Source organism: Clostridium pasteurianum DSM 525 = ATCC 6013, from assembly GCF_000807255.1.
Taxonomy (GTDB): Bacteria; Bacillota; Clostridia; order Clostridiales; family Clostridiaceae; genus Clostridium_I; species Clostridium_I pasteurianum.
The window spans coordinates 3946538-3962557 of record NZ_CP009268.1 but is presented as its reverse complement, the minus strand read 5'-3'; the positions used below and the strand labels follow the sequence as shown (position 1 = coordinate 3962557).

17 protein-coding genes, 2 tRNA genes and 1 other annotated feature are annotated in these 16020 nt (G+C 32.0%); all 19 genes read left to right on the top strand.

The window, feature by feature from the left end; genetic code table 11:
* Positions 1–34 precede the first annotated feature (34 nt).
* Positions 35–1141, top strand: a complete 1107-nt coding sequence (locus CLPA_RS18005) for a PIN/TRAM domain-containing protein (RefSeq protein WP_003447954.1) — start codon at positions 35–37, stop codon at positions 1139–1141.
* Between the two features lie 13 nt (positions 1142–1154).
* A complete protein-coding gene (ispD, locus tag CLPA_RS18000) occupies positions 1155–1856 on the top strand; it encodes a 2-C-methyl-D-erythritol 4-phosphate cytidylyltransferase (RefSeq protein ID WP_003447955.1) in 702 nt (233 codons plus the stop codon).
* A gap of 315 nt (positions 1857–2171) precedes the next feature.
* The gene (gene cysS, locus CLPA_RS17995; RefSeq protein ID WP_003447956.1) at positions 2172–3569 is read left to right on the top strand and encodes a cysteine--tRNA ligase; all 1398 of its coding nucleotides are present in this window, start codon (positions 2172–2174) and stop codon (positions 3567–3569) included.
* Positions 3570–3585: 16 nt separating this feature from the next.
* Positions 3586–4005 (top strand): Mini-ribonuclease 3, encoded by a 420-nt coding sequence (locus CLPA_RS17990; RefSeq protein WP_003447957.1) that lies wholly within the window; start codon positions 3586–3588, stop codon positions 4003–4005.
* A gap of 3 nt (positions 4006–4008) precedes the next feature.
* On the top strand, positions 4009–4803 hold the full coding sequence (thyX, locus tag CLPA_RS17985) for an FAD-dependent thymidylate synthase (protein WP_003447958.1): 795 nt from the start codon (positions 4009–4011) through the stop codon (positions 4801–4803).
* 14 nt (positions 4804–4817) lie between these two features.
* A complete protein-coding gene (gene rlmB, locus CLPA_RS17980; RefSeq protein WP_003447959.1) occupies positions 4818–5648 on the top strand; it encodes a 23S rRNA (guanosine(2251)-2'-O)-methyltransferase RlmB in 831 nt (276 codons plus the stop codon).
* A gap of 2 nt (positions 5649–5650) precedes the next feature.
* A complete protein-coding gene (locus CLPA_RS17975; protein ID WP_003447960.1) occupies positions 5651–6166 on the top strand; it encodes an NYN domain-containing protein in 516 nt (171 codons plus the stop codon).
* A gap of 73 nt (positions 6167–6239) precedes the next feature.
* A complete protein-coding gene (gene sigH / locus CLPA_RS17970) occupies positions 6240–6887 on the top strand; it encodes an RNA polymerase sporulation sigma factor SigH (protein WP_003447961.1) in 648 nt (215 codons plus the stop codon).
* 65 nt (positions 6888–6952) lie between these two features.
* Positions 6953–7027: transfer RNA gene (locus tag CLPA_RS17965), tRNA-Gly, on the top strand.
* A 10-nt stretch (positions 7028–7037) separates the two neighbouring features.
* A tRNA-Thr gene (locus CLPA_RS17960) sits at positions 7038–7113 on the top strand.
* Between the two features lie 94 nt (positions 7114–7207).
* Positions 7208–8401: an elongation factor Tu gene (tuf, locus tag CLPA_RS17955; RefSeq protein WP_003447962.1), complete on the top strand. Its 1194-nt coding sequence runs from the start codon at positions 7208–7210 to the stop codon at positions 8399–8401.
* Between the two features lie 187 nt (positions 8402–8588).
* On the top strand, positions 8589–8738 hold the full coding sequence (gene rpmG, locus CLPA_RS17950; protein ID WP_003447963.1) for a 50S ribosomal protein L33: 150 nt from the start codon (positions 8589–8591) through the stop codon (positions 8736–8738).
* Between the two features lie 42 nt (positions 8739–8780).
* The gene (secE, locus tag CLPA_RS17945) at positions 8781–9005 is read left to right on the top strand and encodes a preprotein translocase subunit SecE (protein WP_003447964.1); all 225 of its coding nucleotides are present in this window, start codon (positions 8781–8783) and stop codon (positions 9003–9005) included.
* A gap of 49 nt (positions 9006–9054) precedes the next feature.
* On the top strand, positions 9055–9576 hold the full coding sequence (gene nusG / locus CLPA_RS17940) for a transcription termination/antitermination protein NusG (protein ID WP_003447965.1): 522 nt from the start codon (positions 9055–9057) through the stop codon (positions 9574–9576).
* A 75-nt stretch (positions 9577–9651) separates the two neighbouring features.
* Positions 9652–10077, top strand: a complete 426-nt coding sequence (rplK, locus tag CLPA_RS17935) for a 50S ribosomal protein L11 (RefSeq protein ID WP_003447966.1) — start codon at positions 9652–9654, stop codon at positions 10075–10077.
* A 52-nt stretch (positions 10078–10129) separates the two neighbouring features.
* Positions 10130–10819: a 50S ribosomal protein L1 gene (gene rplA, locus CLPA_RS17930; protein WP_003447967.1), complete on the top strand. Its 690-nt coding sequence runs from the start codon at positions 10130–10132 to the stop codon at positions 10817–10819.
* Between the two features lie 38 nt (positions 10820–10857).
* Positions 10858–10988, top strand: a sequence feature (ribosomal protein L10 leader region).
* A gap of 32 nt (positions 10989–11020) precedes the next feature.
* Entirely contained in the window at positions 11021–11533 is a 513-nt protein-coding gene (gene rplJ / locus CLPA_RS17925; RefSeq protein WP_003447968.1) for a 50S ribosomal protein L10, read from the top strand.
* Positions 11534–11562: 29 nt separating this feature from the next.
* On the top strand, positions 11563–11934 hold the full coding sequence (rplL, locus tag CLPA_RS17920) for a 50S ribosomal protein L7/L12 (RefSeq protein WP_003447971.1): 372 nt from the start codon (positions 11563–11565) through the stop codon (positions 11932–11934).
* Between the two features lie 373 nt (positions 11935–12307).
* On the top strand, positions 12308–16012 hold the full coding sequence (gene rpoB, locus CLPA_RS17915; protein WP_003447972.1) for a DNA-directed RNA polymerase subunit beta: 3705 nt from the start codon (positions 12308–12310) through the stop codon (positions 16010–16012).
* Positions 16013–16020 lie beyond the last annotated feature (8 nt).

The window sequence follows — 16020 nt, the reverse complement described above, 5'->3', positions numbered from 1 at the left end:
GTAATTGGTAATAATTATAAGGGAGGTGGAATTTTTGTTAAAAAAATTATTGAGAGGGCTTTTGACCTTAATTGGACTTGTATTTGGTTATATTCTGGGTGAAGGACTATTAAAAATAAATTATTTCAATTTAATAATAGCTAAAAGTGGTGTGATTCAAAGGGTCTTATTTTCAATTTTATGTATTTTAGTGGTTGGATTAATATTTTTCTTTATATCACCTTGGATTGTTAGGGGAATTACAAAAGCAATGGATTATTTTGAAACTAATATGCAAAAGGTACCAATTTCAGAAATTCTCTTCGGTACAGCAGGAGCTGTTGTAGGTTTGTTTATATCCGCTATGTTTGTAAGCCTATTCCCAAGAACATCTATATTATGGACTTTTGTAGAAGTGATAATATGTCTTATAGTAGCTGCTTTTGTAGCCGATATTTCAATAAAGAAAAGAGAAGAAATAGTATTATTTTTTTCTAACGCAAGAAAAGTAGCAATAAGTAAGGAAAAAAAGAGTAAAGTTGTTGCTAAAGCAGGAGCAAAGGTTTTAGATACATCAGTAATAATTGATGGAAGAATATTTGATATTTGTCAAACAGGATTTATTGAGGGTACTCTTATAATACCGAATTTCGTATTACAAGAACTTAGACATATAGCCGATTCATCAGATGCGCTTAAGAGAAACAGAGGAAGAAGAGGATTAGATATATTAAATAAAATTCAAAAGGAATTAAATGTTGAAGTACAGATATATGAAAAAGATTTTCCGGAAATTGAAGAAGTGGATAGCAAACTTTTGAAATTAGCACAAGTTATGAGTGGTAAAGTTATAACTAATGATTATAATTTAAATAAAGTAGCTGAGTTTCAAGGGGTTCCTGTACTTAACATAAACGAACTTGCCAATGCTGTAAAGCCTGTAGTTTTGCCAGGAGAAGAAATGATAATTACTATTATAAAGGATGGTAAAGAATCAGGACAAGGAATAGCATACTTAGATGATGGTACGATGATAGTTGTAGAAGGTGGCAGAAAGCATATTGGTGAAACACTTAACGTTGCAGTTACATCCGTTCTTCAAACTGCGGCAGGAAGAATGATATTTGCAAAGCAGAAAGAAAATTTAAGTAGAGTTCAATGAGGAGTTATATAGGATGGAAAAAAACTGTGCTATAATATTAGCAGGTGGAAAAGGAACCAGAATGGGTAAAAAAATAAATAAACTATTTCTTAAAATAAAAGATAGGCCTTTGCTGTCATATACTTTAGAGGCTTTTCAAAAAAATAAATATATTGATACCATAATATTAGTATCAGCAAGGGAAGAATTGGAATATTGTAAAAGTGAAATAGTATTAAGATATTCTTTTGATAAAGTTAAGAAAATAGTATGTGGTGGAAATACTAGACAACAATCAGTATTAAATGGATTAAATGCCACTGATAAATGTGATATAGTACTTATTCATGATGGTGCAAGACCATTTGTCAGTCAAAAGATTATAAATGATGGTGTAAAGTATGCAAATTTATATGGAGCTTGTGCTTGTGGAGTAAGACCCAAGGATACAATTAAAGTTAAAAATGATGATGGATTTTCAGAGTCTACATTGGATAGAAATAAATTATTTTGTGTTCAAACACCACAAAGTTTTAAACGGAATGTAATAATTAACTCCCACAGAAGTGTTATGAATAAAAATATACCTGTAACAGATGATACTATGACAGCTGAAATATATGGATATGATGTATTTTTATATGAGGGCAGCTATACAAATATAAAAATTACTACTCCAGAAGATTTATTTTTAGGAGAGAAAATACTTGATAACTTTAATTGTTTAGATGTTTAAACCTAAAAATATATATAATTTTAGAAAGTAGAGACTTTTAACTCGCCCTTATTGTTATAGGGTGAGCTTTTTTACTCTATAAAATATATAGTTTTAAATAATTAATATATAAAATATAGATTATTTTAGGTTATAAAGTGATTTAATCTTTGCTATGAAATAGCTGTAATGCTATAATCGTACCATGGATAAAATAAATTTTAAATAGATAAAATACAGCAATGTTTATATAGTTAAAATAAATAATGGTAATAATAATATTAATTCCTAATATTTCAACGGTTTTAATAGCTATATAAAATTAGGAGGTAAAGTATGAAAATATTTAATACAATGTCTAAAGAAAAGGAAGAATTCGTACCAATTAATCCTGGGGAAGTTAAAATGTATGTTTGTGGACCTACAGTATATAATTTTTTTCATATAGGTAATGCAAGAACTTTTATTATATTTGATACAGTGAGACGATATTTTGAGTATAAAGGTTATAAAGTGAGTTTTATACAAAATTTTACTGATATTGATGATAGAATGATAAATAAAGCAAATCAGGATGGAATAAGTATTAAAGAATTGGGAGATAAATTTATTTCTGAATATTATAAAGATGCAGATGGCCTACACATAGAAAGGGCAACTGCAAATCCGAGAGCTACAGAATTTATTTATGATATTATAAGTTTTGTTAAAGATCTTGTAGATAAAGGATATGCTTATGAAGTTGATGGGGATATTTATTTTAGTACTGAGAAATTTAAGGATTATGGTAAGTTATCTGGGCAAGATCTCGAGCAATTGGAAAGCGGCGTAAGAATAAATGTGGATGAAAGGAAAAAAAATCCTATGGATTTTGCTATATGGAAAAAACAAAAAGATGGCGAACCTGCTTGGGAAAGTCCATGGGGACCAGGTAGACCAGGGTGGCATATAGAATGTTCTTGTATGGCTCATAAGTTGTTAGGAGATACCATAGATATCCATGCTGGTGGTATGGATTTAGTTTTCCCACACCATGAAAATGAAATTGCACAGAGTGAAAGTAGAAATGGTAAAAAATTCGCCAATTATTGGATGCATTCTGCTTATTTAAATGTTAACAATCAAAAGATGTCAAAATCTCTAAATAATTTTTTGACAGCAAGAGATGCTCTTGAAAAGTTTGATTATGAGGTTATAAGATTTCTTATGTTAAGTGCCCATTACAGAACACAATTAAACTATAGTCCTGAATTATTGGAATCCAGTAAATCAGCTCTTGATAGAGTATATAATTCTATCTACAATCTAGAAAGTTTACTTGAAAAATCCACTGTAAGTAAGCTAAAGGATGATGAAAAGGAATATTTAGATAATTTAAAATCCTATAGAGACAAATATATTGAAAAGATGGATGATGATTTTAATACCGCAGATGCAATTTCTGTAATATTTGATATAGTTAGAGATGTAAATTCTAATTTAGATATTAATTCTTCTAAAGAAATTGTAGAAGCTTCCATTTCATTAATTAGAGAATTAGGGAAACCTCTTGGAATACTTCAAAAATCCACAAAAGTTGATTTAGAAAGAGAAATAGAAAAATTAATTGAAGAAAGGCAAAAGGCTAGGAAAGAAAAAAACTTTGCACTTGCAGATAAAATACGAGATGACCTAAAAGATAAAGGTATAATACTTTTAGATACTCCGCAAGGTGTACGATGGAAAAAGGCATAATTTAAGAGGTGTAAATATGGAGTTTAATTTATTGAGAAATAGTTTTACTAAGCAAGAAGCAAAAAATTTAAATCCGTTAGTACTTGCTTTTGTAGGCGATGCGATTTATGAATTATTTATAAGAGCTTATATTGTAAATGAAAATAGAACTACCCATGTTCATAAACTGCATGTAAAAGCTGTTTCTTTTGTAAAAGCTCATGCTCAAAGTGAATTTATAAAAAAGCTGTTGGATTCTTTGAACGAAGAAGAATTATCTATTTATAAACGAGGAAGAAATTCTAAATCTGGTACAGTACCTAAAAATGCAGATTTATGCGAATATAGATCAGCTACGGGATTTGAGGCTATTTTTGGATATTTATATTTAACAGAACAAAATGATAGGATAAATTATTTACTTGATAAGATTATTAAAATTAAGATAGGAGAATAAAAGATGACATTAAAAATAAATTTAATAGAGTATACTCCAAATCCAGAAAAGGTTATAGCTGCGGCAGCAAAACTTTGTTATAGCCCTAGTGGAGTAGATAATATTATGGAGAATTTAGATAAGACAAATATAGCTAAATTTATAGAAATGTTGATGTCTTATGGACATCATTCTCCTATTGAACATGTTTCTTTTACTTTTGCAATAGAAGGGGTCTCAAGAAGCTTAACCCATCAATTGGTAAGACATAGACTTGCATCATATTCTCAGCAAAGTCAAAGATATGTAAAGCTTAGTCAATTTCAATACATAATACCTCCAGAGATTGAGAAAAATAGAAAAGCTAAGGAAATTTTTGTGAAAACTATGGAGCAAGATCAAAAGTCTTATGATGAATTAGTTGAACTATTAAAAAAATCAGCTTTTGATGAATTAAAAGGAGATTATATTAAAAAAAACAAGACGGAATTAGATGATAAACATATGACTTTGCTCTTAAATAAAGCTGAAAAGAAGGCTATTGAAGATGCTAGATATGTATTTCCAAATGCTTGTGAAACCAAAATCATAGTAACCATGAATGCTAGGGAGCTTATGCATTTTTTTAATGAGAGATGCTGTAATAGAGCACAATGGGAAATTAGAATTATGGCTGCAAAAATGCTAAAGGAAGTAAAAAGTGTAGCACCCGTATTATTTAAATTTAGTGGACCTAGTTGTGTGAGAGAAGTATGTCCAGAAGGTACTATGACCTGTGGTAAAAGTGAAGAAATAAGAAAACTTTACTTGAATAAATAGAAAGGAAATAAACTATGAGAGAAAAGGGATTTGTACAAAAAAGTAATAAAATTGCTTTTAAAAAAAATGCAAAATCAGATAAAAGTAATATAAAGGATTCAGGAAGAGAGGATTTAGTAGAAGGAAGAAATGCTGTAATTGAAGCATTGAAATCAGATAGAACTGTAGAGCAAATATTAATAGCTAAAGGAGATAATGAAGGTTCAATTAATGTTATCTATGCATTAGCTAAAGAAAAACATATAGTAGTAAAAGAAGTAGATAGAAAAAAGCTGGATCAGATGTCAGATACAGGAGTGCATCAAGGCGTTATAGCAATAGTGACACCTTATAAATATTTTGAAATTGATGATATTATAAATTATGCAGAAAGTAAAGGTGAAAAACCTTTTATAATAATTTTAGATGAAATTGAAGATCCACATAATCTGGGATCCATAATTAGAAGTGCTGAAATATGCGGTGCTCACGGTATCATAATCCCTAAACGAAGGAATGTTGGAATTACGCCTATAGTTTATAAAGCAGCAGCTGGTGCTGTGGAATATATGAAAGTTGTGAAAGTTACTAATATAAATTCCACTATAGATATATTGAAAAAAAAGGGGATTTGGATTTATGGAGCAGATATGGAAGGCAAAAGCTATTGCTATGAAAATAATTTCCTTGGAGCTACTGCACTAGTTATTGGTAGTGAAGGAAAAGGAATATCAAAATTAACTAAAGAAAAGTGTGATGTTTTAGTTAAAATACCTATGATTGGAAAGATAACATCTTTAAATGCATCTGTAGCAGCAGGTATAATTATGTACGAAGTACTAAGGCAGAAACTTCAAAGAGGATAAAAGTGAAAAATATATTTATTGATGGTTATAATGTAATTAATAGCTGGAAGGAATTAAGGCAAGAAAATACAGGAAGTATGGAGAACTCAAGAATGAAGTTGAAAGATATACTTCTTAATTATGGAGTTTATAATGGTTACAGAATTTTTTTAGTATTTGATGCACATTTACAGGCTGGAAGTATTGAAAAAAGAGAAAAAGTTAATAACAATTTAATTATTGTATTTACTAAAGAAGGGGAGACTGCAGATAGTTTTATAGAAAGATATGTAAATAACATTGGAAGAAAGTATGAAGTTTTAGTTGTTACTTCTGATTCCTTAGAACAACAATTAATATTCCAAAGAGGGGCTGTAAGAATGTCCTCTCTAGAATTTTATCATGAAATAAAGTCTATTGAAGATAAAATAAGAAAACAAAGTATAAAAAAACAAAAAAATAATTCTAGATATAATTTGAAAGATAGGATAGATAGAGATGTTGCAGAGAAATTGGAAGAGATACGTAGAAGTAAATAAAATACTTGACTTGTAAATTATTGCTAATGTATAATTTAATAGATGCTTTTACTCATTAGGGGGAGATAACTTGGTGAAAAGGGGAATTAGAGAAGAAATTCAATGTTCAAAATATCATGAATGGTTAGATGAAGAAATTGCTATTGAAGCAAAAAAGGGAGATAAAAAGGCTGAGGAATATATAATTAATAAATATGAGAATTTTGTAAAGGCTAAAGCTAAATCTTATTTTTTGATTGGAGCAGACAAAGAGGATATTTACCAAGAAGGAATGATAGGATTATACAAGGCAATTAGAGATTTTAAACCACATAAATTGGCATCGTTTAAAGCTTTTGCAGAACTTTGCATAACTCGCCAAATTATAACTGCTATTAAAACTGCAACTAGACAAAAACATATACCACTTAATACATATATTTCTTTAAATAAGCCTATATATGATGAAGAGTCAGACAGAACACTTTTAGATATATTGTCAAGTGTGAAAATAGCAGACCCAGAGGAGCTTGTTATTAGCAGAGAAGAGGTAGTAAGTATCGAAAATGAAATTGGACAAGTACTTTCTGATCTTGAATTAGAAGTTCTTATGTCTTATTTAGAAGGTAAGTCTTATCAAGAGATTGCCTGCGATCTAGATAGACGTGCTAAGTCTATAGATAATGCTCTTCAAAGAGTTAAAAGAAAATTAGAAAAGTGTTTAGATAAAAGATTATTTTAATATTGACAAAACTGTGCAGTAGTATTAGAATAAGTAATTAGTGTATGCCATGTACTATATAATGTGCGGGAGTAGCTCAGTGGTAGAGCACTAGCTTCCCAAGCTGGGGGTCGCGGGTTCGAAACCCGTTTCCCGCTCCAAAGTGAAATTGCCCATGTAGCTCAGTAGGCAGAGCGTCACCTTGGTAAGGTGGAGGTCACCAGTTCGATCCTGGCCGTGGGCTCCATACTTGGAATTTACAATACACGTGGAACAGTGTACACTAAAATATAATAATAGCTTATAATGAGTATAATAGCTTAATAAAAGGAGGAATAAAAATGGCAAAAGCAAAATTTGAGAGAAATAAACCACATGTAAACATAGGAACAATAGGACACGTAGACCATGGTAAGACAACATTAACAGCAGCAATAACAACAGTATTAGCACAGACAGGTGGAGCAACAGCAACAAACTATGCAGAAATAGATAAAGCACCAGAAGAAAAAGAAAGAGGAATAACAATCAATACAGCGCACGTAGAATATGAGACAACAAACAGACACTATGCGCACGTAGACTGTCCAGGACATGCTGACTATGTAAAGAACATGATAACAGGAGCAGCACAAATGGATGGAGCAATCCTAGTAGTAAGTGCAGCAGATGGTCCAATGCCACAGACAAGAGAGCATATATTACTTGCGAGCAGAGTTGGAGTACAACACATAGTAGTATTTTTAAACAAAGCAGACATGGTAGATGATCCAGAATTAATTGAATTAGTAGAAATGGAAGTAAGAGAATTATTAAGTGAGTATGGATTCCCAGGAGACGATACTCCAGTAATAGTAGGAAGTGCATTAAAAGCATTAGAGAACCCAACAGATGAAGAAGCAATAAAACCAATATTAGAATTAATGGAAGCAGTAGATAGTTATATACCAACACCAGAAAGAGCAACAGATAAGACATTCTTAATGCCAGTAGAGGATGTATTCACAATAACAGGAAGAGGAACAGTTGCAACAGGAAGAGTTGAAAGTGGAGTTCTTCATGTAGGAGACGAAGTAGAAATCGTAGGATTAAAAGACGAAATAGGAAAGACAGTAGTAACAGGAGTAGAAATGTTCAGAAAGCTGTTAGATGAAGCAATGGCTGGAGATAACATAGGAGCATTACTAAGAGGAATACAGAGAACAGATATTGAAAGAGGTCAAGTATTAGCTAAACCTGGTTCAGTAACACCACACAAAAAATTTGTAGGTCAAGTGTATGTATTGAAAAAAGAAGAAGGTGGAAGACATACACCATTCTTTGATGGATATAGACCACAATTTTATTTCAGAACAACAGACGTAACAGGATTAATCAAATTACCAGAAGGAATGGAAATGGTAATGCCAGGAGACCATATAGATATGACAGTTGAATTAATCAGCCCAGTAGCAATGACAGATAATTTAAGATTTGCTATAAGAGAAGGCGGAAGAACAGTTGGTTCAGGTGTTGTTACTTCTATTGTTGAATAGTTTTTTAATATGGGCTAGGCTTTATGACCTGGTCCTTTCAAAGTCATAAATTAGGCTTACATTTCATATAGTTTTATTTTGATATATTTATTGACATGAATAGTTAATTGTGATAAATTAACTAGGTAGCACATGTTTTGAAAGACGTATGTTATGTATAAGGCTTCAAGACCAGGAGGTGTGGATTGTGAGAGTTAAAGTAACTTTAGCATGCACAGAGTGTAAACAAAGAAATTACAATACTATGAAAAATAAAAAAAATGATCCAGATAGACTTGAAATGAGAAAATACTGTCCTTTCTGCCGTACACATACAATTCATAAAGAGACGAAATAGTTAAGACCTATTTGCGCAATTTTTGATTAGGATGTGAATAGAATGTCTGATAATGGAAAAACTGAAAAAATGAAGGAATCACCGTTAAAAAGGTTAGTAAATTTTTTTAAGGAACTTAAGGCGGAAACTAAAAGGATTACTTGGCCATCTAAATTTGATGCTAAGAAAGCTGCTGCAGTAGTTGCGGTATTTTGTGCAATTTATATTATAATAATTGCCATTTTGGATTTTGGTTTTAGTAACCTCTTCAAGGTGATCTTTAAATAAGGTATAAAAGGAGGTTATAGAACTAGGAATAAATCCTAATTCTAATGCTATGGGAGAAAAAGCTAGATGGTATGTAGTACATACATATTCGGGATATGAAAATAAGGTTAAAGCCAATATAGAAAAGACTATAGAAAATAGAAACATCCATGATTTGATTTATGATATTCAGGTTCCTATGGAAGAAGAAATTGAAGAAAAAGATGGTAAGAAAAAAGTAACTCTTAAAAAGGTTTTCCCTGGGTATGTTTTAATTAAGATGATAATGACCGATGATTCTTGGTATGTTGTTAGAAATACAAGAGGAGTAACTGGATTTGTTGGTCCAGGGTCTAAACCGGTAGCTCTTACTGATGAAGAAGTTGATTCTATGGGTATTGTAGAAAAACCTGTAAAAATTGATATTGAAATTGGTGAGAGTGTAAAAGTTATAAGTGGACCTTTAGAAAATCAGATTGCTTTAGTTCAAGAGATTACTGAAGATAAACAGAGAATTAAAGGATTAGTTAATATGTTTGGCAGGGAAACTCCTGTTGAACTTGAATTTAATCAAATACAAAAATTAGATTAGTGAGTAAAGACGAAAGTCTTAATAAAGTGGGTGAATTTTAAAATTCGTATACCACATATAGGAGGTGTAAAACTCATGGCTAAAAAAGTAGTAGGTTTGATAAAACTTCAATTACCTGCAGGAAAAGCGACTCCAGCACCACCAGTTGGACCAGCACTTGGACAACACGGTGTTAATATTATGGCATTCTGTAAAGAATATAATGCTAAAACTGCTAATCAAGCAGGTCTTACTATACCAGTTGTAATTACAGTATACCAAGACAGATCTTTTAGTTTTATACTAAAAACTCCACCAGCAGCAGTATTGATTAAAAAAGCCGCTGGAATTGCAAGTGGTTCAGGTGTGCCTAATAAAACAAAAGTTGCAAAAATCACTAAAGATCAGGTTAAACAAATAGCTGAAACAAAGATGCCTGACCTAAATGCTGCTTCAATAGAAGCTGCTATGAGCATGATAGCTGGAACAGCTAGAAGTATGGGCGTAGAAGTTACAGAATAGTTTTTAATTTAGTGGGAGGCAGAAGCCGTTATACCACAAAGGAGGATTTTTAATGGGAAAGAATTATGTTGAGAGTGCAAAACTCATAGACAAAAGTGTTCTATATACACCAAGTGAAGCTATTGAATTAGCTGTAAAAACTTCAAAAGCAAAATTTGATGAAACTATAGAACTTGCTATTAGACTTGGGGTAGATCCAAGACATGCAGATCAACAGGTTAGAGGTGCAGTAGTTTTACCTCATGGAACTGGAAAAAAGGTAAGAGTTTTAGTTTTTGCTAAAGGTGAAAAAGCTAAAGAAGCTGAAGCAGCAGGTGCTGAATTTGTTGGAGCAGATGAATTAGCTACAAAAATTCAGAATGAAAATTGGTTTGATTTTGATGTGGTTGTAGCTACTCCTGATATGATGGGTGTAGTAGGAAGACTTGGTAGAGTATTAGGACCTAAAGGATTAATGCCTAATCCTAAATCAGGTACAGTTACATTTGATTTATCTAAAGCCATTTCTGAAATAAAAGCTGGTAAAGTTGAATATAGAGTTGATAAGACCTCTATTGTACATGTACCAATTGGAAAACATTCTTTTGGAAATGACAAACTTGCAGAAAACTTCCGTACATTGATGGAAGCTGTAGTAAAAGCAAAGCCAGCAGCAGCTAAAGGACAATATTTGAAATCAGTATCATTAAGTAGTACTATGGGACCAGGAATAAAAATTAATCCTGTAAAAGTTTTAGATTAGTATTGACTTATAATTATATATTTGATATAATTTTTAAAGTTAAATAAGTAAATACTCCGTAGATAGTAGGTGCTTAGGCGTAACGGGAAACCAACCTACCGAGGATTCCGATATATGAGCGTGTATTTGGTCTCTTCGTTTTCTGCGGAGAGACTTTTGGTTTTAATGAGCAGTTTTAAACTGTGAGGAGGTGGATACACAGTGGCAAGTAAATTTAGAGAATTAAAAGAAGCAAAAATTTTAGAAATAAAAAATAAGTTAGGTAAAGCTGAAGCTATCATAATGGTAAATTATCAAGGTTTGACAGTTGAAGAAGATACTGAACTTAGAAAAAATTTAAGAGATGCTGGTGTTGAGTATAAAGTATATAAAAATACATTAGTAACTCGTGCTGCAAATGAACTTGGATTTGAAAAGATGGCTCAATTTCTTGAAGGTCCAGTAGCAGTAGCTATAGGGTATGAAGATCCTACTGCTCCAGCGAGAATTTTAAATGACTTTGCTAAGTCACATAAAGCATTAGAATTGAAGGCTGGATTAGTACAAGGCGAGATATTTGATGAAAGTAAAATCAAAGAACTTGCATCTGTTCCTTCAAAAGAAGTGCTTATTGCAAAACTACTTGGAAGTTTCAAAGCTCCAATATCCAATTTCGCATACTTGTTAAGTGCTATAAAGGATAAAAAAGAATCAGAATCATCTGAACAAGCTTAAAAAGAAAATATATTCGGAGGTGCTATAAAATGTCAAAAGAAGAAATAATTGAAGCTATAAAAGGTATGACTGTTTTAGAGTTAAATGAATTAGTAAAATCTTGCGAGGAAGAATTTGGTGTTAGTGCTGCTGCTCCTGTAGCTGTAGCTGGTGCTGCTGGTGCTGGTGCAGGTGCCGCTGCTGATGAAAAATCAGAATTTGATGTAGTGTTAGCAGAAGCAGGTGCTAATAAGATTAAGGTTATTAAAGCAGTTAGAGAAATAACTGGATTAGGATTAAAAGACGCTAAAGAAATAGTTGATGGAGCTCCAAAAACAATTAAAGAAGGCGTAGCTAAAGAAGAAGCTGAAGAAATAAAGACTAAGATTGAAGAAACAGGTGCAAAAGTAGAATTAAAGTAGTCAGTTTTTAAAATGGCACTCTTAAGAGTGCCATTTTTTTTAAGCTATAATATTAAACATAAATAAGAATATTTAATGTACAATTTATTTTAAATTCTTAGCAAAAGAATAAAATCAATGATAAAATATTTAATTAATATGTAGTTCGAATTTATGAAAAATAATTTTTTCATTGACATTTAGTATGTTTTGTGATATTATATGGAAATGCAACGAAATATTTAGATTTTGTTTAACAAAATTACGTATTATATGAATTAATGTTTATTTAATGGTTATAATAACCAAATAGTAATGTGATTAACCCAGAAATGTAATTCCACAGGTGAAGTGCGTTTTTGGTTATTTTAGTTTATACAAGGGGTGAAAGTTAATGGTACATCCTGTGCAAGTAGGTAAAAGAACAAGAATGAGTTTTTCTAAGCAGCATGAAATTGGAAAGATGCCTAATCTTATAGAAATACAATTAGATTCATATGAATGGTTTCTTAAAGAAGGTCTTCAAGAAATATTTGATGACATTAATCCGATTCAAGATTATACAGGTAATCTTGTTCTAGAGTTTGTAGGATACAAACTTGATATGGAAAATATCAAGTATTCTGTAGAGGAATGTAAAGAAAGAGATACTACATATGCAGCACCTTTAAAGGTAAAAGTTAGATTACTTAACAAAGATACTGGTGAAGTTAAAGAACAGGAAGTTTTCATGGGAGACTTTCCGTTAATGACGGAACAAGGAACCTTTGTAATTAATGGTGCAGAAAGAGTTATAGTAAGTCAGCTAGTAAGATCACCAGGAGTTTATTATGATTTTTTAGTTGATAAAACTGGTAAGAAATTGTTTTCATCTACAGTAATACCTAATAGAGGCGCTTGGTTAGAATATGAAACTGATAGTAATAGTGTTATTTATGTAAGAATAGATAAGACTAGAAAATTGCCAATTACTATATTAGCTAGAGCTATGGGATATGGTTCAGATGCGGATATTATTGAATATTTTGGAGAAGAAGAAAGACTAAAATCAACAATTGAAAAAGATAATACTAAAACTAAAGAAGAAGCATTATTGGAAATATATAAAAGATTGAGACCTGGTGAGCCTCCTACTGTAGATAGTGCGGTGTCACTTATTGATTCTCTATTCTTTGATCCTAAAAGATATGATTTATCTAGAGTAGGAAGATATAAGTTTAACAAAAAACTAGCTATAAGTCTTAGAATTGCAAATAAAATAGCAGCAGAGGACATAATTAATGATGAAACCGGTGAAATAATAGTTCAAAAGGGAGAAAGAATAGACAGAGATAAAGCTATAGAAATTCAAAATTGCGGTATTAATAAAGTGGATATTATAATGGATGATAAGATTGTTAGAATTATAGGAAACCATTTTGTTGATATAAAGCATTTTATAAAATTTGATATTAGTGATTTAAATATCAAAGAATTAGTCCATTATCCCGTGTTAAATGAAATATTGCAAAATTATACTGAAGAAGATTCTATAAAGGAGCAGCTTAAAAAAAATATATATAGACTTGTTCCAAAGCATATTGTAAAAGATGATATATATGCAACAATAAGTTATGAACTAGGATTAGCTTATGGTATAGGTAATGTAGATGATATTGATCATTTAGGAAATAGAAGACTTAGATCTGTTGGTGAATTATTACAAAATCAATTTAGAATTGGATTATCAAGAATGGAAAGAGTAGTTAAGGAAAGAATGACTATTCAGGATCAGGAAGTGATAACTCCTCAAGCACTTATAAATATAAGACCAGTAGCAGCAGCTATTAAGGAATTCTTTGGTAGTTCACAGCTTTCACAATTTATGGATCAGACTAATCCATTGTCAGAATTAACCCATAAAAGAAGGTTGTCAGCACTTGGACCGGGTGGACTTTCAAGAGAAAGAGCAGGATTCGAGGTTAGAGATGTTCATCATTCACACTATGGTAGAATGTGTCCTATAGAGACGCCAGAAGGACCGAATATAGGTCTTATAAATTCATTAGCTACTTATGCTAAAGTTAATGACTATGGATTTATAGAAAGTCCATATAGAATTGTTGATAAAAAGAATGGTAAAGTATTAAATGATATAAAATACTTTACTGCAGATGAAGAAGACCAATTTTTAATTGCACAGGCCAATGAACCTTTGGATCAAGATGGTAATTTTGTAGATAGTAAAATAACTGTCAGGACTAGAGATGACGTGTTAGTTGTATCTAATACAGAGGTTGACTTAATGGATGTATCTTCAAGACAGATTGTATCAGTTGCTACAGCTATGATACCATTCCTTGAAAATGATGATGCAAGCCGTGCACTTATGGGATCAAACATGCAACGTCAAGCTGTACCATTATTGAAGCCTCAAGCACCTATAGTAGGAACTGGTATAGAGTTTAAAGCAGCTGTTGACTCGGGAGTTCTTCCTAAAGCAAAGCATGCAGGTGTGGTTGATTATGTAAGTGCTAATGAAGTAAGGGTAAAGAGAGACGATAATGGATCTGTTGATTCTTATAGATTATTAAAATTTAAGAGATCAAACCAAGGTACATGTATAAATCAAAGACCAATAGTATGTAAAGGTGAAAGAGTAGATGTAGGTACGGTGTTGGCTGATGGTCCATCTACTGATTTAGGAGAAATAGCATTAGGTAAGAATATCCGTATGGGATTTATAACTTGGGAAGGGTATAACTACGAAGATGCTATGCTTATATCTGAAGAACTTGTTAGAGAAGATGTGTTTACATCCATTCATATAGAAGAATATGAAGCAGAAGCTAGGGATACTAAACTTGGACCTGAAGAAATTACTAGAGATATACCTAATGTAGGCGATGATGCTCTTAAAGACATAGACGAAAGAGGAATTATAAGAATAGGTGCGGAAGTACGTTCTGGAGATATATTAGTTGGAAAAGTAACACCTAAGGGTGAAACTGAATTAACAGCAGAAGAAAGGCTTTTAAGAGCTATTTTTGGAGAAAAGGCAAGAGAAGTAAGAGATACATCACTTAGAGTCCCACATGGAGAAGCAGGTATAATTGTTGATATAAAAGTCTTCACAAGAGAAAATGGAGATGAATTGCCTCCAGGAGTTAATGAATTAGTAAGATGTTATATAGCACAAAAGAGGAAGATATCTGTTGGAGATAAGATGGCAGGAAGACACGGTAACAAAGGTGTTATTTCAAGAGTCTTACCAGAGGAGGATATGCCATTCTTACCGGATGGAAGACCACTTCAAATATGCTTAAATCCATTAGGTGTTCCTTCACGTATGAATATAGGTCAGGTTTTAGAAGTCCATTTAGGATGGGCAGCGGCTAATCTTGGATGGCATATTGCAACGCCTGTATTTGATGGAGCTACAGAGCCAGAAATAGTTGAGTGCTTACAAAAGGCAGGATATGATGAAGATGGTAAGACTTTGTTATATGACGGAAGAACTGGAGAAGCTTTTGATAGTAGAGTTACAGTAGGATATATGTATATATTAAAGTTGGCGCATTTGGTTGATGATAAGATACATGCTAGATCTACGGGACCATATTCTTTAGTTACACAACAACCACTAGGTGGTAAAGCACAGTTTGGTGGTCAGAGGTTTGGAGAAATGGAAGTATGGGCACTTGAAGCTTATGGTGCTGCACATACTCTGCAAGAAATATTAACTTTTAAATCTGATGATGTTGTTGGTAGAGTTAAGACATATGAGTCTATAGTTAAGGGTGAGAATATACCAGAACCAGGCGTTCCAGAATCTTTTAAAGTTCTCATAAAGGAACTTCAGGCACTATGTCTTGATGTAAAAGTTCTAGCAGGAGATAATGAAGAAATAAAATTAAAAGATTCAGTAGATGAAGGATTAGAAGGTTTAGATGTAAATATTGAAGGAAATGAAGATAGTGTTCCTCCATCTCCTCCAGATGATTACGTTGAATCTGATGATCAAGATGTTGAGGAAGACATTGAATTGGATTATGATGATTTACCTTTAGATGATCTTCAAGATGGATTAGAACTTGAAGATTTCAATGATGAACACTAATTTATGAA